Genomic DNA, 20,156 nt, shown 5'->3' with positions numbered 1-20,156 from the left:
GCGATGAAGAAAATTGGAATCTATGAAATGTTTGCATCTATCCAGGGAGAAGGTCTTCTGCAAGGTATTCCCTCTGTCCTGCTTCGTCTGGTCGGATGCAACCTCTCCTGCTCATGGTGCGATACTCAGGATTTTCTGCAGGGAGGAAGAGGGACGTATTACAGCCTGGAGGAAATTATGGACGCTCTGGCAGTCTACGACTGCCGTAATATCGTAATAACGGGGGGAGAACCTTTTATCCACCCGGAGCTACCTCTGCTGACCCAGGAACTGCATCAGCGCGGATACCACATCACCATCGAAACTAACGCTACACTGTATCAGGAGGTAACGTGCGATCTTATCAGTATGAGTCCTAAGCTGACCAATTCTGTCGTTACGGAAGCAGACGGACAGAAGAGAAACAAGATTGACCTTGAGACTATACGTAAATTCATCGCTAATTACAGCTATCAGATCAAGTTCGTGGTCAGCGAACGGGATGATATGGACGAGGTGGCTTCTATACTGGCAGAGGTTGGGGACTATGATCCTTTCCGGGTGATGATTATGCCGATGGCAGCCACCATACAGGAATTGCAACGGGTGCAGAAAAAGGTGCTTAAAATGTGTATCGACCACAATATGAGATACGCGAACCGTCTTCAACTGCAAATATGGAACAACAAAAGTGAAATTCTAAATTAACGGAGGAGGCAATGAAATGAAAGGACCACTAAGTTTGAAGGAACGCATGGACGATTTTTGGGTGTATCCGAAATTGTCGAAAGTGAATGACAACCGCGAGTACGAGGATACTTTCTTTGATTTCCTGGAGCAGCCGTCTTCAGATAGCAAGGCGGCGAACAACCTATACATACACATTCCGTTTTGTGACTCCGCCTGTATTTTTTGCCCTTATTACAAAGTTCATGGAAGCAGGGATTTGGAAGGGAAAATTTCGTCTTACATCGACATGCTGATCGCCGAGATGAAGCACTACGCCTCGACGCCGTATTTCAATGGGAAAAAGATCGATTCTGTGCATTTTGGTGGAGGCAATCCGCTCCTTATGCAACCCCTGGATTTTGAGCGGATCATTCAGGCCGTTCAGAGTTATTTCCAGGTGGAGTTCAAGGATAACTGGTCGGTTGAAGGTTCAATCAACTGTGTGAAAAGTGTCGATCAAATTCGTCAGATGATGGATCTTGGCATCAACCGAATCAGCTTTGGCATTCAGACGTTCAAGGAAGATATCCGTGAGGCTATGAATATGAGAGTGACCTTGGATGATATCTACCGCGGAGTGGAGATTTTGAACGCTGCCGGTCTTAATGAGTACTGTATCGACATGATGTACAATATGCCGAATCAATCGATCGCCGACTTCATCGAAGATCTTGAGAAAGTAACGGCATTGAATCCCTATCATATCGATATTTACAATATGGCTGTTTTCCCGAACACCTATCTCGACCGCCAGATCAAGAAAGGGGCTTACCGGATCAATCCCTCCAATCCGAACCAGCTGGCCACCTTCCGCGAAGCTCATAAATGGCTGAAAGAACATGGTTATCAACAGATTACGACCAATACCTACTCCTTGCGGCAAAAGGAAACACACATCGGCGATCGCTTGTATCTGACAAACAACAATGTACTGGGAATTGGAGTTTCATCAAGAGGATATTTGGACGGATATGTTTACAAAAATGTATGCGATATTAAGCAGTATGCGGAACAGGTAAGTCTGGGCAAGTTCCCGGCCAATTTGGCGCATAAGCTTTCAGAAGAAGAGCACGACGACCGAACGATGGTTTTTTTCCCAATCACTTTGGCGATTGACAAAGAGTATATCCCGAACTATGCCTTCTATGAAGAAAAGATTAATACAATCATCAGTATGGGCCTCGCCGAATGGATCGGAGATACGTTGAAATTGACCGAGGAAGGGGTCGTCTGGGCGGGTAATATAGCAGCTCATTTTATCAGCGAGGAACGATGGAATACGTATATGAGTTCCTTTTTCCAGTCGGTTCGTGACAAGACGAATTTCTATAACGAAGATGACACAGGGATGAAAGTTGTGGAACTGGAGGCTTAGTCTGCATGCTATACTCCAGTTTGCTAAAAGCAAAAAATAGTGCCCCTGAGCGATGTGCTGTCAGTTGTGACGGACAGCGCATGAGCTATACCGAGCTGGTGAGAGCGGTAGATTATGCGGCAGATCGGCTGGGTGAGCAGGGGATCGGAACTGGCGAGGCGGTTGGCTTAGTTTTGAACAACTCGCTCGAATTCGTCATCTGCCTGTACGCTCTGTCCAGCAGGCATGTGTCTGTGGTGCTGATCAACCCGCAGAATGATGTGCAGAAAATACGCGAAAATCTGCTTGCGATTCAGTTAGATACGGTAATTATGGAGAATCACCTTTTTGATTCCCTGTTGCGCATAGAGGCATCTTTTTCGTTTCGGCTGCTTTTGCGTAAGGATCTTCCCCAGTTTTGCTTTCCCGGTGAGGCGTCGTCTATAGGAGGGGAAACTGCGGACTATCAATTACGAGGCGACGAAGATCCAGTTATCATCCAATGTTCCTCCGGGACGACAGGGATGCCCAAGATGGCTGTCCGCACGAATCGGAATCTGTTGGCGGACACGGACAACATCATCTCAACCTTCGCCTATACAAGGGAGGATATCGTCTATTGTGCAGTCCCAATATGCCATGGATATGGGCTGACAATGGGGCTGCTGGCCCCGCTGAAGGCGGGTGCTCAGGTATGGTTGGAGCGCTGGTTCATGCCGAATCGCCTTTTCAAAGCTTTTTCAGAGCTCAGCCCTTCTGTATTCCTGGGAACTCCCGAGTATTACGACATTCTGAATCGGGCCGAATATGTCGATAGGAACGTTAGTTTTAGGGACGGCCGGTTATTGTTATGCTCCAGCTCGCCTTTGGAAGAGGAGACCAGTCTATCATTTCATCGGCGGTATGGACGTTGGATTCAACAACTGTATGGCATGATGGAAGTCAGTACCATTTCTTGCAATCTGGATGCGGATGAGCACAATGTTGCAAGCGTTGGTCGAGCGGTAGACAATGTCTTGATCCGGATCGGTGCCGGGGATGAAATCGAAGTGTTCAGCGACACTATTTCTGGGAGTTACATCGGAGACCGGCTCTCTAATACTCCCAAACGCCACGAATGGTTTGGTACGGGCGACCGGGGCTATATAGACGCACACGGTCAGTTATATATCCGGGAGCGGATTCAAGTTTCTAATCATCCTATTGAATCGGAGAGTGAAGTATGAAAGTAACTATCGGTAAAGAATTTCTGTTCGAGGCCGCCCATAAACTTCCGAAGGAGGAAGTATACGGATCCTGTCAGAATCTGCATGGACACCGTTATGAATTGGCTGTGGAAGTGACTGGCGATGTAAATGATCTGGGCTGGGTGTGTAACTTCAAAGAATTAAAGGCAATCGTTAAAGAGAATGTAATCGAACGATACGATCATGCCTACCTAAATGATTATTTCGATCTGCCGACCGTCGAGATCATGGCCGTGCACATCTTCAACGTGCTGTCCGAGAAATTGCGCAACAAGCCTTACGATTTGAACCGGATTGTTCTGTACGAAACACAGGACAGCTACGCCGAGATCAAAGCCTGAACAGGATTAACACACTCAGCCAATCTGAAGGGAGAATAACGTTATGGGAATTCTGTACAATCAAAAATCCGAAACAGACCTTCGCCTCTTTATTCTGAAGAAAATCAGCGAGGAGAGCGTGGATGCTGAGCTGTTCGATGAGAATACCGAGCTTGTAGACAGTAAAATCATCTCCTCTATCTCTCTAATCAATTTGCTCGCGGGAATAGAGGAGTTCCTGGACCAGGAAGTCGTCAACAACGAATTTGGTATTGAAAATTTCACTTCAGTCAACAAAATCATTCAAACTGTCAGAGCTGCCTTGCAATGGCCGGATCAAGTTCAATGACCGAAAGCTCACTCATGCAGGCAGAGTTCGTCTTCCATAAAGAATTTGAGTATTATTGCTTCAAAAATTGTTATTGGAAGCTTTTAGGGTTCTATGGTGTGGATCGTCCAGAGTTGTTTCTGGATTGCGGAGTGGAATGGCTGTTTGCTGAGGAAGAAGAAACGGGTAGGTACGGTTACCGTTTCAGCACCGGAGATTTTTTTTCCAGCTTCCTCCCTTCCTGGAGAGGGCATGCTCATTTCCATTCCGATCCAGGTAGCGGGGAAACCGCTACAGAGATCTGGGAGGTCAACCGGCGCAAGTTGAAAGAAGGGGTTCCGCTGATCATGGCAGCGGATGTACATGAGCTGGATTACACCCCCTTTTATCGCAAAAAGCACTCCTATCACTCACTGCTGCTTACGGGTTACGAGGAGAAAACGGAGCAATATCAGGTAATTGACTGGTATCCACCCTGGTTCTTCAAGGGAGAACGCTCCCAAGCTATGCTCGATCCAGCCAGATCCTCAACTAATGAAGCAGACGGGATTTTAAGCGGAAATCCGATTCGCTATCTTTGGGTCGAAGTGGAGCGGGACGGATGGAATTCACCGAAGAAGCATCTGATCGATGAGGCGCTAACATTGTGCCTGGAGCAGTTTTACTGTAGACCGGATGAAGGGCGGCCCGAGCGGCGGGGAATCAACGCCCTTCATGCCCTCTTCGAAAAGATCGAGCAAATGAAGGACGACTCCAGAGATCGGAAGGGTTTTTTGGAAGATCTGCACGGACAACTGTTCTTCACCGCTTCGCGAAAAACGTTTCTGAAATTCTATCTGAAGTCGGCGGCCGCTGAGTGGCCCTCACCTAAGCTGTATAGCTGCATGAACCACTTGGAGGAAACGATCAAGGAATGGAAAAAGCTTTCTTCTGTCGTGATCAAGGCCTCTCTCTCAGAAAAGGCCGAGCTTTTTCAGCAATTGACAGATTTATTTAGACGTCAGATTGATTTGGAGAAGCAGTTCTATTACCAGTTGTACAGCTTAAGCAAAAGTCTGAAGGTGGAGGGGTATCCGGTATGGATATAAAACAAGTTGCAGTCATCGGCGCCGGCATCATGGGAAGAGGGGTCGCTGAGGCATTAGCCGTTGCCGGTATTGCAGTTATCCTGATTGACCGTGAGGAAGATGTGTTGCAGCAATCCAGAGAGCAGCTTCGGAATGATCTGCGGATGCGGGCACTCTTTCGTCAGACCGGAGCTTCAGTTGAAGAACCGGAGGCTATTCTGGAACGAATAGAATGGACAACCCACTTGGAAGCTTTGAATGAGGCGGATTTCATTGTGGAAAATGTTCCGGAAGTAACCCATTTGAAGAAGGAGCTATATCAGCAGATGGCCCCCTTTCTTCCGGAATCCTGTGTCATAGCGGTAAACACTTCCTGTGTATCCATTACCGAGCTGGCTTCAGGCATACATTGGCCGGAGAGGGTTATTGGAGTTCATTTCATGAACCCCGTACCGCTGATTGCAGCCGTCGAAGTAATCCGGGGATACCATACGTCGGAGGATACGCTGAATGTGACCACGTCGCTAATGGGGCGGCTCGGGAAGGAAGCGATCGTGGTTAACGATTTGCCTGGCTTTGTATCTAACCGCATATCCCATCTGATGATGAATGAAGCCGCCTTTGTCGTTCAGGATCAGGTGGCGACAGTCCGGGAGGTCGATGATATTTTCAAGAAATGTTATGGCCACAAGATGGGGCCTTTGGAGACGGCTGATTTGATCGGTCTTGACACTGTAAAGAATTCACTCGAAGTATTGTATGAGAGTTATCAGGATTCCAAGTTCCGCTGTTGTCCGCTTCTCAAGAAAATGGTGGATGCCGGCCTGCATGGCCGGAAGACGGGGGAAGGATTTTATCAGTACCACATTTAAACTTATTTGGGGACAGGAGAGAAATAACCGATGGATGAGGTTCAGTTGAGAATTGAACATTTTCTGCTTCGTATGTTCCGTGTCAATACGATCGGCCTGCACGATGATATTTTTGCGCTTGGTTCCATTAACTCGTTGTTTGCGATGCAATTGATTCTTTTTCTGGAAAAGGAATTCAAAATTCGCATTGAGAACCAAGATATGGATCTGAATCAATTCAAGACGCTGGCTTCCATTACCGAACTAGTGGAAAGAAAACGTCTTATGCTACGGTCATCAGGCGAATAGAGGGGGGAAAAACATGGGGATTTCCGGGATTCTTCAGACCTTTCGGCATGAGGATTTCAGACGGTTCACCGAGGAAGAAGTAATGCCACTGGCTGCCCAGATTGACCGCGATGAGCACCTTCCGGTTGAACTGATTCGAAAGCTGGGGGAGGCAGGTTATCTGGGTGCATTCCTGCCGAAGCGTTACGGAGGACAAGAGATGAACATGGTGGATGTTGGTCGCTTGAACGAAGAACTGGGCAGATGTTGCTCCTCGACCCGGGGAGTCTTAACAGTGCAGGGGATGGTAGAAATCGCCATCGACCGCTGGGGCGTGGAGAAGCAGCGTGAGGAATGGCTGCCCAAGCTAGCTAAGGGTTCCGTCATCGGTGCTTTTGGTTTGTCCGAGCCCGGGGCAGGAACGGATGCGAAAAGTATTCAGACCACAGCCGTTATCCAGGACGGTAAATATGTGCTGAATGGGCACAAGAAATGGATTACGATGGGGCAATTGGCCGATCTGTTCGTTATTTTCGCCAATTGCAACGAGAAGGTGACCGCCTTCCTAATGCCAAAGTGTACCCCTGGCCTGACTGTTCAGCCTATCCGCGGAATGATGGGTGTCAGAGGGTCTATGCTGGCTGAATTGCATCTGGACAATTGTCGGATACCATTGGAGAACCTGCTGGGTTCTGAAGGCGCGGGACTGACCCATGTCGCGATGTCCTGCCTTGATTACGGCCGATATACAGTGGCCTGCGGTTGCGTTGGTTTGGCTCAGGCCTGTCTGGAGGGATCGTTGTTGTATGCACGCAAGAGAAAACAGTTTGGCAACTCGCTTAGAAACCATCAGCTTATCCAGAAAATGATAACCGAGATGGTGGTTGGCATTCAAGCAGCCCGAGTCTTGTGTGAAAGTGCGGGGCGTCTAAAGGACGAGGGAGACCCGGACTCCATTATGGAAACGTGGAATGCGAAATACTTTGCGTCCAAAATGGTCGCTAAAGCAGCCGCTGATGCGGTGCAGATTCAGGGAGCCATCGGGTGCAGCGCGGAAAGTCCGGCAGAGAGGCATTATCGGGATTCGAAAATTTACGAGATTATCGAAGGAACCTCACAAATTCACGAGTCGATGATCGCAACGCACGCTTTTCGGAGAATGTAGACGGGCCGAGTCGGCCGGGGGGGGCATCTGAAAACGATGGTCAAAAGTATAAAATGTGTGGTCTGGGACTTGGATAATACCCTGTGGGACGGCGTCCTTAGCGAAGGAGATCAAGTGGTGCCGAGTAGTGTTGTCTTGGAGACGATAAAGGCGCTCGACTGTAGGGGGATTCTTCAGTCCATCAGCAGTAAGAACGATTACGACACAGCGATGCGGAAGCTGAAACAGTTCGGTATCGAACACTTTTTTCTTTATCCGCAAATTCATTGGAATCCCAAGTCCGAGGCAGTACAGACTATTATCACACGATTGAACATTGCGGAAGACGCGGTTGCCTTTATTGATGACCAGCCCTTTGAACGGGATGAAGTTGCAGATCTTCTGCCCGGTGTGATGATGATAGACGCTGTTTGTATAAGCCAAATTCTTGATTACCCGGAAATGCAGCCAAGGTTTATCACCGATGATTCCCGTCGGCGCCGGGAAATGTATATGCAGAACCAGCAAAGGAACGAGAGCGAGCATAGCTTCACGGGGAATAAAGAGCAGTTCCTGGCCGAGTTAAATATGGTAATGTCCATTTCCAAGGCGGAAGCGGAAGACCTGAAACGCGCGGAGGAGTTAACTGTTCGAACCCATCAGCTGAACTCGACCGGTATTACATATGATTATGAGGAACTTGACAGCATTAGGCGGTCATCGGATTATCGTCTGCTGATGGCGGATCTCAAGGATCGCTACGGGGACTACGGAAAAATCGGCCTCCTGCTGGTGGAATGTGGTTCCCGGGATTGGACCATCAAGCTGATGCTAATGTCCTGCCGGGTCATGTCCAGGGGTGTGGGAACGGTTCTGCTCAGTTATATCCAAAGAGAAGCGAAGTTGGCAGGCGTAAGGCTGTTGGCTGAGTTCTTGCCAAATGACCGCAACCGGATAATGTATGCCACCTACAAGTTTGCCGGCTTCGCCGAAGTGCCATTGGATCACGGGAAAGGTGTTATTGTGCTGGAGCATGACCTGCACAATCAGGCGGTATACCCGGATTATATGAAGATCATCACACCAAATGAAACGCATGAAAATATGAGGGAGAGGCTGCCTTATGGTAAAAGTTAGCGATCTGTTTGTTCCAGACAGTAACCAAGCCAACACTGAGGAGATTTCCGGCTATATACGTCAAATTTTGCGGCTAATCGGAGAGGATCCGGATCGGGAAGGGCTGCTGGATACACCGATGAGAGTGGCCAAGATGTACACGGAAATTTTCAAAGGTTATTCCGCAGATTGTGAGGAGCTGCTGTCGGCTACATTCAATGAGAATTACGATGAGCTGGTAGCCCTGAGCCATATTAAATACTTCAGCATGTGCGAACATCATATGGTTCCCTTTTACGGACAGGTTCACATCGGTTATATTGCCAATGATCGAATCGTTGGTCTTAGCAAGCTAGCACGGTTGGTTGACGCACTATCCAGCAAGTTGCAGGTTCAGGAGAGATTGACAACGGAAATAGCCGATATGATCGAACAATATTTGAAGCCTTTGGGCGTAATCGTAATCGTGGAAGGTGAGCACCTTTGCATGTGTGCCAGAGGCGTCAAAAAGCCGGGAGTGATCACCACTACATCTGTCAGCCGGGGCGTGTTCAAAACCGATTACAACCGCAAAATTGAATTTTTACATTATATTAGACACGAGTAAGCATACGTAAAAAGACTTCGGGAATTCAAAGGAGCTCGATTATGCTTTTAAAGAAAAAAAAGTACAACCTGTTCGACTCTATTTCTATTGCCTTTCGAACAAACCCGATTACAGTAGTCTGTATTCTGGTGTTTGCCGCAATCAATGGTATTGTTCCGTTCTTGCTGATTCTCATGAATTCCAGCTTTATCGATGCGGCGATTGATTACGTCAACAAAAGTACTCCTTTCGGCGATGTACTAACGCCCCTGCTATTGATCTTTCTGTTAATCGGCTATCTTCAGATGTACGCCGTTGTGTCCCAGATTCTTTTCTCCAGGGTCACGATCAGTCTGAGAGAAAGTTTCAATACGGCCATTATTCAGAAACAGCTGTCGGTAAAATATGAGCATGTGGAAAATGAGGAAACCAGTGAATTGTTGAACCGGATTGTCAAAAACCCCGGGTTTTACGCCATTAATGAAGTGTTCAGGCATCTTGTGGATCTGATTGGCATTTTGATTAACTTTGTTGCGGTAGGCTGGCTGGTGTTCAATCTGAAATGGTGGCTGGGTGCCATTCTATTTATCGTTTCCATTCCGCTAGTGCTGATTTCCTACATCTCGCACCGGGATATTTACAACACACTGAGGTCTACTAGCGACCTTGACCGGAAATCGGGGTATATCGAATTTGATGTGCTCCGCGGTCGCGATCTGGCATCTGAACGCAAGTTATTTGGCTTCACTGTTTATTTCAACGAAAAATTCGAGCAATATTTCAATGGCGCCATAAATTTATCGAAGAAGGTCAAATTTAAATGGCTGGCGATCAACAAATTTTCCGTCTTATTTATTATTATCACCTGTATCGGCTTTACCTTCATGCTGCTGACACCTTTGAAAACCAAAGAAATCAGCCTGGGCTATTTCATCTCGCTCATAACGGCAATCTTTCAGCTGCAGGATAAAATGGCGCACCAGATGTCTGACATCATCGGATTTTTGTCGCGGGACAGTGAATATATGAAGGATCTCAATCGGTTTGTTCAATTGGAGGATGAAGAGGATGCTATAGATCTTCAATCTTTAGAAAAGGAAATACCGATCCAGCGAATAGAGACGATTGAATTTAAGGATGTGTATTTCAAATATCCGGGTACGTCCACGTATATCCTGAAGGGCATGTCTTTTAACATCCGGAGCGGAATGCATTATGCGGTTGTAGGGAAGAACGGTTCGGGTAAAAGTACGATTACCAAATTGCTGCTCGGCCTTTACGCGCCGGACCGGGGAGAGATTCTTATTAACGGAATCAGCATTAACCGGATCAAGCCCCATACGTTGCACACGCTTTTCTCGATTGTATATCAGGATTTTGCCAAGTACTCGCTATCAGTGGGTGAGAATATCGCATTGGGGGATACCCATCATTTCAGCAGTAAGGAGCAGATAAACAGGACTAAAGTGATTGAAATCGCTGAATATGTGGGACTCAAAAAAAATGTTGAGCAGCTTCCTCAGCAGTTCGATACTCCCCTGGGTAAAATTCTGCCGAACGGAATCGACCTGTCGGGCGGGCAGTGGCAAAAAATAGCATTGGCCCGATCGTTGATGAAGAGCGATACCGTTCGTATTCTGGATGAACCGACGGCGGCGCTTGACCCGCTGGAAGAGAGCAACCTGTATAAGCATTATTCCAAAATTTCATCAGAGGATACAACCATTTTCATTTCACATCGCCTGGGTTCTACCAAACTTGCAGACATTATTCTGGTCATTGACGACGGGCAGGTTATCGGATGTGGAAGCCATGAGGAGTTAATACAGGACAAAGGGATTTACTATGACATGTTTAATTCACAGAAGGAATGGTACTATGAATCCTAAAACTATGATGAATTATAAAACTAAGATAAAGCCTAAAACGATGTCTTTCCCAAAAATAATGAGCAGGACCTTATCATATGGATTTCAGAAATTACCTGGTTACTTCATCTTTTACATCTTCATCTCCCTATGTTTGGCGGCGCTGAACTTCCTGTCCATCGATATCATGAAGCGAATGTTCGATACCGTCTCCATGGCCTTTATTTCAGGAAAATGGGGAGAGGCCGCCTCCATTATAGTCTGGGCGGGTTTGATTCTGATTGTATATCAATTCATCGATGGTTATCATAACTTTCTAAATGAAGACTACTTTCTGAAATTCATGAGCAAGATCCTGAAAGACATGAACGCTAAGGCAGGAAGACTCGAATTGATAGAATTCGAGTCGGTGGAGCTTTATGAAAAAATCAGTATGGCCATAGGCGGTGTTCATCACGCAATTAAATCGACCATTCTGTTGTTAAACGGTGTAATTTTCCATCTGGTGTTCTTTGTTAGCATCAGTATTTATTTCTTTTCGATCAAGCCCATTCTTGTTTTATTGTGTTTCCTGTTCTTCATTCCAAAGTTCATCTCCCAGCTGATAAAAGGCTCCAATCTGTACAAATTACAGGAAGAGCTTGTACAGAGCACGAGAGAGATGGAATATTATCAAAAATGTCTTACGGATAAAGAGTATTACAAGGAAACGAAAACCTTGAACGCGAGATCGTATTTCTTCGACTTATACAAAGAGAAGCTCCACCAATGCAATCAGAAGGAATGGAAAGCCAATCTTAAAATTGGCCTGGTTGATTTGCTGCTCAGTTTTATCACTTATTTGGGCTATATTGGTTCCTTCGCTTTAATCACCTATTCCCTGTTGAATGGAGATTTATCAATTGGGATATTTGCCGCTGTCTATTATTCGCTGAATAAATTGATGAACGGTATGAGCGATATGATGGAACTGTTCGGTAACATCTACCAGAATGCGAATCTGGCGGGCAAGCTCTACGACTATCTGGCGATTCCAGAGAGTTCAGGAGAGGAAATCCAGCTGCCCGAACTGGAAAAACTCACATTGCGGAATGTTTCCTTTACTTATCCTTATAAAGATAAAGAATCATTGAGAAATATCGATCTGGAAATCGCCAAGGGCACCAAACTGGCAATCGTGGGCACGAACGGATCGGGCAAAACGACACTTGTCAAAATTATTATGGGACTATTTCGAATGTCTGAGGGCGAAGTTCTTTACAACGACGTCAGTATGTCCAACGTACAGCAGAAGAGCATGTACAGCAGGATTTCAGCGGTTTTTCAGAATTTCGGCAAATATAAGCTGACACTTAAAGAAAATGTCATGCTTAGTGAAATTGACAAACCCTATGATGGGGAGTATTTCGATAGCACCTTAACTAAATCGGGATTTAACAACAACAAAGACGGGTTAAAGGATGGAATTGAGACGATGATGTGCCGCTCGTTCGGAGGGATTGATCTGTCTGGAGGAGAGTGGCAGCGATTGGCTATTGCAAGAGGACTATACAAGTCAAGCGATCTTATCGTGCTGGATGAACCTACTTCGGCCATCGACCCGATAGAGGAAGCCAATGTGTACAAACGCTTCAACGAAATAGCTAAAGACAAAACGACTATCTTCGTAACCCATCGTCTGGCATCAGTCAAATCAGCAGACCGAATTATCGTGCTGGATTCAGGCTCCATTCTGGAAGACGGTAGCCATGAACAGCTGATGAGCCAAAAGGGTAAATACTATGAAATGTATATGTCCCAAGCCGAATGGTATGTTCGCTAGAAGAGCTACACATTTTATCCAAAGGAGAGATAATTATGGACGATTTCCTCCTGAGTTATCTGGAAATCAAAATTACGGAGCATTGCAATTTAAACTGTAGCGTATGCTGCGACTTTGGAAACATCGCCGAGGCCGATGAATACGGTGTGGAAACTTACGAGAAAGATATGAAACGGCTGGTGCAGCTTGGCGTGAAGATCAAGAAAATTCGGTTACTAGGAGGGGAGCCGCTTCTGTCCAAGCATGTAGCTACATACATCAAGCTGACGAGAACCTATCAACCAGAAGCGGACATCCATCTAGTTACGAACGGTATGCTGCTTAGAAAAATGCCTCAGGATTTTTTTGAGATAGTTCGGGGGAACGACATTACAGTTCAAATTTCGAATTACCCGGAAGAGAAAAATCAGCCTTATATTGCTGAGGGGCGGCAGCGGTTGGAGGACGAGGGCGTCGTAAATTTTGAATACAAGCCAGTATGCTTCGAGATCGATTATACCTTTGAGGACAATCTAGAGGATGTAGAGAAGATTTTCAAAAGATGCAATTTAATATACAACTCCACCAATCTTTATCGAGGGAGAATATATAAATGCCCACGACCAATCAGTCTAAGACATTATGACAAGAAATATGGAACTGCGCTCTCTGACATGAGTGACGGTATTGACTTGTTCGAGCAGGGAATGACCTCGACTATAATCGAGCAAAGACTTGAGGAGCCGATAAGATCCTGCCGATACTGCACGCTCTATCGGGGTTATGTGGAGTGGGGGCAGAGCGCTCCGAACCCCAATTATTGGATCAATACGCCGGACAATGATCTGTTGATTGACAACTACGAACCGGGCAGCAGGAAAATGTACGATGCTCTCAACAAGTTTGAATATTTGATTATTGAGAATATAGAGGGAAACCTATCCTTCAGGAAAATTCAAATGGGGGAAATTATGGATTATCCCGATCACAGCTTTAATTTATGGCTCATTGATAAATACAGCATAGAGCGTTTCCATTTCTTCAAACGATTGATAAAAAGGCTAAACCGGAACATTACGGGCTATATCATGGACAATGAAGATTTCCTATGCTGGCTAGACGAACAGGAGCAGCAATCGCTGATCGACAAAAAAAAGATTGGGAATCTTCAGAAATCGATAACTATCTTATTCAGTACTGACGAGAAACTCACCTTAAAGAGCCTATCGTCAGTATTGAGAAAAGAGAAAAGAAGAACCGGGAGTCTGACATGAAAATTGTTGTCCTGACCCTCCCTGAAGAAAGTCATGTTAAACCGTTTCTTCATCTGTTCGATTATTTGACGGGGTTGAAACATGAGGTCACGATTTATATTAAGGACTCTCACCGTGCGATTCTACATAATCCCGATATGAAGCTAAAGATTTATAATCAGTACTTTCTGGACTATATCTTCAATTTCGGCAGAAACCTCTCACCGGCTAACGAACAGGTAGTCCCCAAGAACAGGATAGCCCGAACAGAACCGGAGAAGAAAGGCCAGGTGCTTGAGGCTAGCTATTTGTACCGATGGCGGTGTATCAAAAAATACTTAAAAAATCTGGAGGAGGATTTCAGTCAGTACGATTTGCTCCTGTATGATTACTATCTCTACTTTGGATATGTAGTATCAAAAACCTATGGTCTGACGCCGATATCCCTGATTCCGACGTTGTTGCCGTGCGGCTCGATACGGGATGAGAACCTTGATGATTTCCTGAGGATGAACTATGTTCTTGACACCGATAAACCTTTATTCTCAAGAAAAGGCACGGTCGACATGCTGGATGACTTCTCCAAAAGGCTTAGTGCCCAAACGAAGATGGACTTCGATTACTTCAGTAGCTTCTTCAGCGAGACCAATATCGTGGCAAGTTCACGTGAGCTCTATCCGGAAAGTTACTTGAAGAAGGCCGAACAGGCGTATTGTTTTATCGGTAGACAGCCAGCAGACGGTAACTTGCCCAATAGACCTGTACTGGAGAATGCCCCACCCTTAAAAGACTTATTGGTGTACATGGGGGAGATCGAGGATGTGGAGCAAGCTGAGCGAATGAACGACATCATTAAACAACTGTCGGCTTCCGGTTTGTCCGCGTATATTATCACTCGCAATTTGGATCAATGGGCGACGGAAGAGGTGTGCGTTTCTACCAACGTGGTCTGTCACACATATTTACCGATAGAGGAATATCTGAAGCAAGTGAGGGTGTTCGTCAGCCACGGTGGACTAAGTAGCATTAGTGAAGCTGCAATGGAGGGATTGCCGATGCTTCTGATTCCAACATCCGGCGAGCGGCTAATTAACGCCAGAAGGATTCAAGAACTGGGGGCTGGGGTTATGATGTCCGGGGATGTAGCATCTTTCTGTCTGCTGGACAGGATCGGATTGCTGCTGGCAGACGATAGTTACAACGTTAGATCGCGCAGACTGGGAGCCTCACTCCGGAACGCAAGCACCAACCTTTCCATCACCCTAGAGAATGTATTGTAAGGAGGAAGAAATGGACAGTATAGAAGTTTCCAAAGAAGATCTGAGAACGTTTCTGATCGCTTATCAAGGCTTGCTCCCAACGAAGCCCAGTGCTGACCGGCTGGGTATCATCGAATTCATCAAGAGAGTGGGCTGTATTCAGTATGACCCATTGAACATGGTCGGGCATAATCCCGATCTTGTGCTTCAGTCCCGCTTTAACGATTACGACCCAGACTTACTGGACAAGCTCCTCTACGAGACAAGGGATTTAATTGACGGATGGGATAAGATGATGGCGATTTATTCTTTGGAGGATTGGCCATACTTCCAAAGGCTTCGGGTCAGAAAGAGGGAAGAGACCGAGGGAATTCTGGCATACCGAAAGTCGAGTGAAGCGCTCAAGTACGTGGATAACGTCAGGGAATTCATTGCGAACAACGGTCCCGTATCCCCTTCGCGGTTGGACCTTGGCCGCGCTGAGAACGGACGCTGGGGCCATGGAAAACTGTCAAGCGCCACCATGGATTACATGTGGAACATGGGATCCTTGTCGGTGAAAGAAAAGAAAAACACCCAGAAGATCTATGATCTGACCGAGAATCTGCTGCCACAGGACATTCTGGAGCGGGCAGATCCGTTCGGGGACGACCATGCCTTTTATAAATGGTATTTCAAGAGGAGGATTGGAAGCATAGGGGCCTATTGGGACCGTAACGGAGGGGGCTGGCTCGGCCACTTCGTGTCGGACAAGCATCTGCGAGCCCAGGTGCTGAATGAATTGTCCGAAGCTGGTGAGTTGATCAGACTTAAGGTCTGGGACCTGAAGGAGACGTTTTACATGAGGGCCGAAGATATGGCCATTCTGAACAAGACGGCTTTAGATGTGGACCGGAAAGCCTTTTTCCTGGCTCCTCTAGACAATCTGCTATGGGATCGGAAGCTGGTCAAGGACATTTTTAATTTCGAGTACAGCTGGGAAGTATACAAACCCGTTTCTAGTCGGAAATACGGTTACTATGTGCTTCCGGTGCTTTACGGTAACCAACTTGTGGCCAGATTCGAGCCCGAGAAACACCGGGCGAACGAGCCGCTTAGTATCAAAAAATGGTGGTGGGAGGAGGGGGTCGCCGTAACGGACAACACAATCTCCGCGGTGACGGAAGCGCTGCAGGCTTTTTGCTCCTATCTGAAGGCGGACGGGCTGACTGCGGAATCGCTACTCAAAATTATGTAATTAGGTAGGTGACATTCATTGATCGGTTCATTTCCGCAAGAGAAGCGTTTTTTGAACATGGCTGACCCGTTGCTCAGTTCTTACTCCGACAGCGCCAATTTGTTCTCGGTTCTACAGACCCATGAAACCGTCGACCGTTTTAAGCAATGGGTGATCGACCACTATACTGGGCTGTACATCATCAACGACCCATACTCCGATGCCGATTGTTCGCTCAGCTACACGCAAAACTACGGCGAGTCTCTTCTGCTGAATTGTGATCTACTGGAATACCGAAAGTTCGACAGGGCCGATGTCGGACCGGACGGCGTGGCAAGTTGGATCAGACAGGCGATAGATGAAGGTTTCTACGTCGCCGTGTCCCTGAACAAGTATTATCTCCCTTGCGCCGCGGAATACCGGAAGCGGCATTTCAACCATCAAACAATGTTCTATGGATACGACCATCGTTCCGGGCTGTTGTATGCAGCGGACGGCTACAAAGGGGGGAAATACGCGCTGGAGCCGATTACTTATGAGGACGTGTATAACGCCTATAACGCATTCGATGAAGGTATCAATCCGGTATTTCACGATGTCTACCTACTTAGGAAGTACACGGAGGAAAACGGAGAGTGGAACACCTCAACCTTCCGCTCTTCCCTGGCCGACTATGTTCATGGAACACAGTCGGCCGAAGCCATCGGCGGACTGGCCCTTTATGATCGCGCCGTAGAAAGTCTGTCGGATGGGACCTGTCTGAATTGGGGCTTCTTCCATGTGCTACACGAGCGTAACATGCTGCTACGGGTGAAGGCAGAGTATCTGCAAGCCCTGGGGCTTCTGGACCTCACATCGGCTTCCTTCCGAAAGTTTGGCCAACTGGAAGAGGACAGCCTGCGGGTTCGTAATTTCCATTTTAAATATCAGATCATGACAGAACGGGTCGAGAACGAAACCCTCAAAGGTAAAGTGAGACAGGAGCTTCTGAACCTGAAGGAACTTGATGCCGAATGCTGTGAACTGTTGATGAATCTTATGGGGTAATTTAGAAAGGGTGAAATAATGAGGAAAATATTGGATGTTGCCAAGCCGCCATTCTCGTGTGATGTGGACGATGCGGATCTGTTGTCCGTGCTGTGGGTACACGAGGATGATATCAACATGAAGAAGTGGTTTATCCGAAACTTTATCGATCTGTGGTGCTATGAAACGGACGGAATCCAAACGATGTCATTCGACAAGCCATTCTCGACCAAGCTGCATTGCTTTAGACCGGAAGGGACAAAGCATAATTATTTTGACAAGCCTTTTCCGGACAGCTCGATTCACGATTGCCAGCTTCTGAGTAGGGTGGAATGGGACCGGGATACGCTGGAGAAAAAGTATGAGACGATAACGGATTTGATTGAGGAATGTATTTCCAACGGACTGTATATGTTTCTGGAAATTGACTGCTTTTACATTCCGGTCGCCTTATTCAACCAGAGAATCCATTACAACAGCCGCACGCTGATCTATGGCTTTGACACTGAGCAAAAGATCCTGAACGTGGCCGACTTCTACGGGCCCTTCGACCGGAATGTAGCTTTCAAATTCAGGGAAGTCAGCTATGAGGACTTCATCAAGGCCTATAGTAGCTATGAATGCAGCAAAAATCTGGAGCATGAGCGGTTACTGGCCTTCAAGTACAGCTCGACCGAAATCAGTCTCAACAAAGGTGAACTGAAGTACGCACTCAAACGTTATCTGGACGGTTTTGAAGACCCCTACAATAACATCCGGTTCGGTGTTAAATGTTATGATGCGATCAGTGAGGAGCTGGACAAGAAATACATGGACTTCCGGTTGTTCAATTTTGTGTACAGCCATGCCAAAGCTATGAAGATGCGGGCAGCCTATATGAAGGAGCTCGATGTGTTGGATGAATCATTCACGGATTTAAGTGCATTTGACGAATTGGAGAAGTTCGCCCTATCCTGCAGAAACAGCCTTATAAAATTCGTGGTTAGCCAGGATAAAGGCGTGAAGAACAAAGTCATCCAGCTATACGAAAAATTGCGCGACAAGGACATCGAATGCACCCGGTTACTGATGGACCATATCAAGGATGCTGAGAATGTGTACCGCTGGAAAAAAGGGCTGAAAGAGATTGAGCAAATAAGTGCTGATAACAAAGTAATTTATGCGGATAAGGGTTGATTGCCATGCCCAATGACCGTTATGACTTGGATACCGGCACTCTCGTTCCCTATATCCGGCTTTTTCGAGAACGTCTAGACGGTAACCTGATGAAGACGGCACTCGTCTGCGGTGAACAAGCTTTGTCGTACGAAGAGCTGGACAAGCGGTCGAACCGGGTGGCGGCGTTTTTGCAACGGAGGGCGGTTACGAGTCGGAGTGTTGTCGGTCTTTTTATGAACCGGACGTTGGACCTGTCGGTAGCGTTGCTGGGTATTATGAAGACCGGAGCGGCGTTCCTGCCGCTCGACCCGCAGTATCCGCCTCAGCGAATCAGACATATTGTTGAGGACAGCGGCTGCGAACTGATAATCGTTAATCAGAGCCTTGTGCCCAGTCTGGCTTACTATGAGTATACGGTCGGTTACGAGGAGATCGACCTGGTGGACGAATTCGGACTGCAGCCCGCGACAGCGAATCTGGACGAGGCTGCATACCTGTTGTACACATCCGGATCGACGGGCTTGCCAAAGGGCACGGTCATTACCCAGGAAGCGCTAGCTTCATTCGTGTACGGCATCACCGGCGAGATAGCATTCCCGGACGGCGGTGCAATGCTCTTCCTAACAACCATTTCCTTCGATATTTCACTGCTGGAACTACTGGTTCCCCTCTTGTACGGCATGCGGATCGTAATCGCTAACGAGAGGGAGCAGCGAAATCCGCATTTGCTGAAGAAGATCATTTCCGAGAAGGAAATAGACATAGTTCAGATGACGCCTTCCGCTATGCAACTACTGCTGGATTACGATAAGGAACTTGACTGTCTTCGGCGGGTGACCGATGTGCTACTTGGGGGAGAGGCGTTGCCTTTACCGGTGCTGGAGCATATCCGGACCTACACGGACGCCAACATTTATAACCTTTACGGTCCCACCGAGTCTACAATCTGGTGCATGGCTGCTAATCTGAAGAGCCGTAATTCCATCACCATTGGCAAACCGTTTCGTAGTGTGAAGGTGTACGTGCTTGATCCGGACATGAAGGAAGTGGAACCGGGGGTGATCGGGGAGCTGTATATCGGCGGGCCTCAGGTGGCCAAGGGCTATCTGAATCAGCCACAGCTAACCGCCGAGAAGTTCAGGAAAAATCCGTTTGAAGACGGGGGGATGATCTTCAAGTCCGGCGATTTGGTCCGGTGCTCGGATGAGGGGACTTTCGAGTTCCTGGGCAGGAACGACCATCAGGTCAAAATCCGTGGATTCCGGATCGAACCGGGTGAGATCGAATCGGTTCTGTTATGGCAGCAAGTTATTACTCATGTCGCCGTTGTGCCGAAGACTGGGAAAAACGGTCATTCCTATTTGTGTGGGTATTATGTGTCGGATGGGAGTGTAGACGAGCGGCAGCTGATCTCGAGCCTGCGAAAGGTATTACCCGGCTACATGATCCCGGAACAGTTGATCCGGCTAGACCAGTTGCCTTATACCCCGAATTTCAAAATTGACCGAAACGCCTTGATAAGCTTGGAGAATCTGACGGTCCCTCAATGACGGGGAGATCCATAAC

General features: G+C 47.1%; 19 protein-coding genes. All 19 read left to right on the top strand.

Annotated elements, in window-relative coordinates; all coding sequences use genetic code 11:
* Nucleotides 1-3: 3 nt before the first annotated feature.
* From NST58_RS29260 to NST58_RS29170, 19 genes are read left to right on the top strand one after another with little or no spacing between them, the layout of a single operon-like run.
* Nucleotides 4-687: a 7-carboxy-7-deazaguanine synthase QueE gene (locus tag NST58_RS29260; protein WP_081387933.1), complete on the top strand. Its 684-nt coding sequence runs from the start codon at nt 4-6 to the stop codon at nt 685-687.
* A 16-nt stretch (nt 688-703) separates the two neighbouring features.
* Complete coding sequence (locus NST58_RS29255; protein WP_076193963.1) at nt 704-2,083, top strand: coproporphyrinogen-III oxidase family protein; 1,380 nt, start codon at nt 704-706, stop codon at nt 2,081-2,083.
* Between the two features lie 5 nt (nt 2,084-2,088).
* The gene (locus NST58_RS29250) at nt 2,089-3,288 is read left to right on the top strand and encodes a class I adenylate-forming enzyme family protein (RefSeq protein WP_076193965.1); all 1,200 of its coding nucleotides are present in this window, start codon (nt 2,089-2,091) and stop codon (nt 3,286-3,288) included.
* On the top strand, nt 3,285-3,650 hold the full coding sequence (gene queD, locus NST58_RS29245; RefSeq protein WP_076193967.1) for a 6-carboxytetrahydropterin synthase QueD: 366 nt from the start codon (nt 3,285-3,287) through the stop codon (nt 3,648-3,650). Before NST58_RS29250 ends, queD begins: the two co-directional genes overlap by 4 nt.
* Before the next feature lie 43 nt (nt 3,651-3,693).
* Nucleotides 3,694-3,978 (top strand): hypothetical protein, encoded by a 285-nt coding sequence (locus tag NST58_RS29240; protein ID WP_076193969.1) that lies wholly within the window; start codon nt 3,694-3,696, stop codon nt 3,976-3,978.
* Nucleotides 3,975-5,045, top strand: a complete 1,071-nt coding sequence (locus tag NST58_RS29235; RefSeq protein ID WP_076193971.1) for a BtrH N-terminal domain-containing protein — start codon at nt 3,975-3,977, stop codon at nt 5,043-5,045. Before NST58_RS29240 ends, NST58_RS29235 begins: the two co-directional genes overlap by 4 nt.
* A complete protein-coding gene (locus NST58_RS29230; protein WP_076193973.1) occupies nt 5,036-5,896 on the top strand; it encodes a 3-hydroxyacyl-CoA dehydrogenase family protein in 861 nt (286 codons plus the stop codon). The genes NST58_RS29235 and NST58_RS29230 overlap by 10 nt, the downstream gene beginning before the upstream one ends.
* Before the next feature lie 30 nt (nt 5,897-5,926).
* The gene (locus tag NST58_RS29225; RefSeq protein ID WP_076193975.1) at nt 5,927-6,184 is read left to right on the top strand and encodes an acyl carrier protein; all 258 of its coding nucleotides are present in this window, start codon (nt 5,927-5,929) and stop codon (nt 6,182-6,184) included.
* A 13-nt stretch (nt 6,185-6,197) separates the two neighbouring features.
* Nucleotides 6,198-7,328, top strand: a complete 1,131-nt coding sequence (locus NST58_RS29220) for an acyl-CoA dehydrogenase family protein (protein ID WP_339245114.1) — start codon at nt 6,198-6,200, stop codon at nt 7,326-7,328.
* A gap of 36 nt (nt 7,329-7,364) precedes the next feature.
* Nucleotides 7,365-8,444, top strand: coding sequence for an HAD-IIIC family phosphatase (locus NST58_RS29215; RefSeq protein WP_076193980.1), 1,080 nt, complete (start codon nt 7,365-7,367; stop codon nt 8,442-8,444).
* Nucleotides 8,431-9,030, top strand: a complete 600-nt coding sequence (folE, locus tag NST58_RS29210; protein ID WP_076193982.1) for a GTP cyclohydrolase I FolE — start codon at nt 8,431-8,433, stop codon at nt 9,028-9,030. Before NST58_RS29215 ends, folE begins: the two co-directional genes overlap by 14 nt.
* Before the next feature lie 41 nt (nt 9,031-9,071).
* Entirely contained in the window at nt 9,072-10,898 is a 1,827-nt protein-coding gene (locus tag NST58_RS29205) for an ABC transporter ATP-binding protein (protein WP_081387935.1), read from the top strand.
* Entirely contained in the window at nt 10,888-12,699 is a 1,812-nt protein-coding gene (locus NST58_RS29200) for an ABC transporter ATP-binding protein (protein WP_076193984.1), read from the top strand. Before NST58_RS29205 ends, NST58_RS29200 begins: the two co-directional genes overlap by 11 nt.
* A gap of 35 nt (nt 12,700-12,734) precedes the next feature.
* Complete coding sequence (locus NST58_RS29195; protein ID WP_076193986.1) at nt 12,735-13,952, top strand: radical SAM protein; 1,218 nt, start codon at nt 12,735-12,737, stop codon at nt 13,950-13,952.
* On the top strand, nt 13,949-15,211 hold the full coding sequence (locus NST58_RS29190) for a nucleotide disphospho-sugar-binding domain-containing protein (protein ID WP_076193988.1): 1,263 nt from the start codon (nt 13,949-13,951) through the stop codon (nt 15,209-15,211). The genes NST58_RS29195 and NST58_RS29190 overlap by 4 nt, the downstream gene beginning before the upstream one ends.
* Nucleotides 15,212-15,221: 10 nt before the next feature.
* Complete coding sequence (locus NST58_RS29185) at nt 15,222-16,427, top strand: crosslink repair DNA glycosylase YcaQ family protein (protein WP_076193990.1); 1,206 nt, start codon at nt 15,222-15,224, stop codon at nt 16,425-16,427.
* Between the two features lie 18 nt (nt 16,428-16,445).
* The gene (locus NST58_RS29180) at nt 16,446-17,453 is read left to right on the top strand and encodes a hypothetical protein (protein WP_076193992.1); all 1,008 of its coding nucleotides are present in this window, start codon (nt 16,446-16,448) and stop codon (nt 17,451-17,453) included.
* Between the two features lie 18 nt (nt 17,454-17,471).
* Nucleotides 17,472-18,608, top strand: coding sequence for a hypothetical protein (locus NST58_RS29175; RefSeq protein WP_143762778.1), 1,137 nt, complete (start codon nt 17,472-17,474; stop codon nt 18,606-18,608).
* 5 nt (nt 18,609-18,613) lie between these two features.
* Nucleotides 18,614-20,140: an amino acid adenylation domain-containing protein gene (locus NST58_RS29170; RefSeq protein WP_076193995.1), complete on the top strand. Its 1,527-nt coding sequence runs from the start codon at nt 18,614-18,616 to the stop codon at nt 20,138-20,140.
* Nucleotides 20,141-20,156: the final 16 nt, after the last annotated feature.

It is taken from the genome of Paenibacillus sp. FSL R10-2796, assembly GCF_037965315.1.
In the GTDB taxonomy this organism is placed as follows: domain Bacteria; phylum Bacillota; class Bacilli; order Paenibacillales; family Paenibacillaceae; genus Paenibacillus_AQ; species Paenibacillus_AQ odorifer.
The sequence above is the reverse complement of the archived record's forward strand: the minus strand, read 5'-3'. Positions and strand labels throughout refer to the sequence as shown.

What these genes read in the sequence shown, in the direction of transcription:
- NST58_RS29260 (WP_081387933.1), top strand. Translation starts at nt 4, where the DNA reads ATGAAGAAAATTGGAATCTATGAAATGTTTGCATCTATCCAGGGAGAA.
- NST58_RS29255 (WP_076193963.1), top strand. Translation starts at nt 704, where the DNA reads ATGAAAGGACCACTAAGTTTGAAGGAACGCATGGACGATTTTTGGGTG.
- NST58_RS29250 (WP_076193965.1), top strand. Translation starts at nt 2,089, where the DNA reads ATGCTATACTCCAGTTTGCTAAAAGCAAAAAATAGTGCCCCTGAGCGA.
- queD (WP_076193967.1), top strand. Translation starts at nt 3,285, where the DNA reads ATGAAAGTAACTATCGGTAAAGAATTTCTGTTCGAGGCCGCCCATAAA.
- NST58_RS29240 (WP_076193969.1), top strand. Translation starts at nt 3,694, where the DNA reads ATGGGAATTCTGTACAATCAAAAATCCGAAACAGACCTTCGCCTCTTT.
- NST58_RS29235 (WP_076193971.1), top strand. Translation starts at nt 3,975, where the DNA reads ATGACCGAAAGCTCACTCATGCAGGCAGAGTTCGTCTTCCATAAAGAA.
- NST58_RS29230 (WP_076193973.1), top strand. Translation starts at nt 5,036, where the DNA reads ATGGATATAAAACAAGTTGCAGTCATCGGCGCCGGCATCATGGGAAGA.
- NST58_RS29225 (WP_076193975.1), top strand. Translation starts at nt 5,927, where the DNA reads ATGGATGAGGTTCAGTTGAGAATTGAACATTTTCTGCTTCGTATGTTC.
- NST58_RS29220 (WP_339245114.1), top strand. Translation starts at nt 6,198, where the DNA reads ATGGGGATTTCCGGGATTCTTCAGACCTTTCGGCATGAGGATTTCAGA.
- NST58_RS29215 (WP_076193980.1), top strand. Translation starts at nt 7,365, where the DNA reads ATGGTCAAAAGTATAAAATGTGTGGTCTGGGACTTGGATAATACCCTG.
- folE (WP_076193982.1), top strand. Translation starts at nt 8,431, where the DNA reads ATGGTAAAAGTTAGCGATCTGTTTGTTCCAGACAGTAACCAAGCCAAC.
- NST58_RS29205 (WP_081387935.1), top strand. Translation starts at nt 9,072, where the DNA reads ATGCTTTTAAAGAAAAAAAAGTACAACCTGTTCGACTCTATTTCTATT.
- NST58_RS29200 (WP_076193984.1), top strand. Translation starts at nt 10,888, where the DNA reads ATGAATCCTAAAACTATGATGAATTATAAAACTAAGATAAAGCCTAAA.
- NST58_RS29195 (WP_076193986.1), top strand. Translation starts at nt 12,735, where the DNA reads ATGGACGATTTCCTCCTGAGTTATCTGGAAATCAAAATTACGGAGCAT.
- NST58_RS29190 (WP_076193988.1), top strand. Translation starts at nt 13,949, where the DNA reads ATGAAAATTGTTGTCCTGACCCTCCCTGAAGAAAGTCATGTTAAACCG.
- NST58_RS29185 (WP_076193990.1), top strand. Translation starts at nt 15,222, where the DNA reads ATGGACAGTATAGAAGTTTCCAAAGAAGATCTGAGAACGTTTCTGATC.
- NST58_RS29175 (WP_143762778.1), top strand. Translation starts at nt 17,472, where the DNA reads ATGAGGAAAATATTGGATGTTGCCAAGCCGCCATTCTCGTGTGATGTG.
- NST58_RS29170 (WP_076193995.1), top strand. Translation starts at nt 18,614, where the DNA reads ATGCCCAATGACCGTTATGACTTGGATACCGGCACTCTCGTTCCCTAT.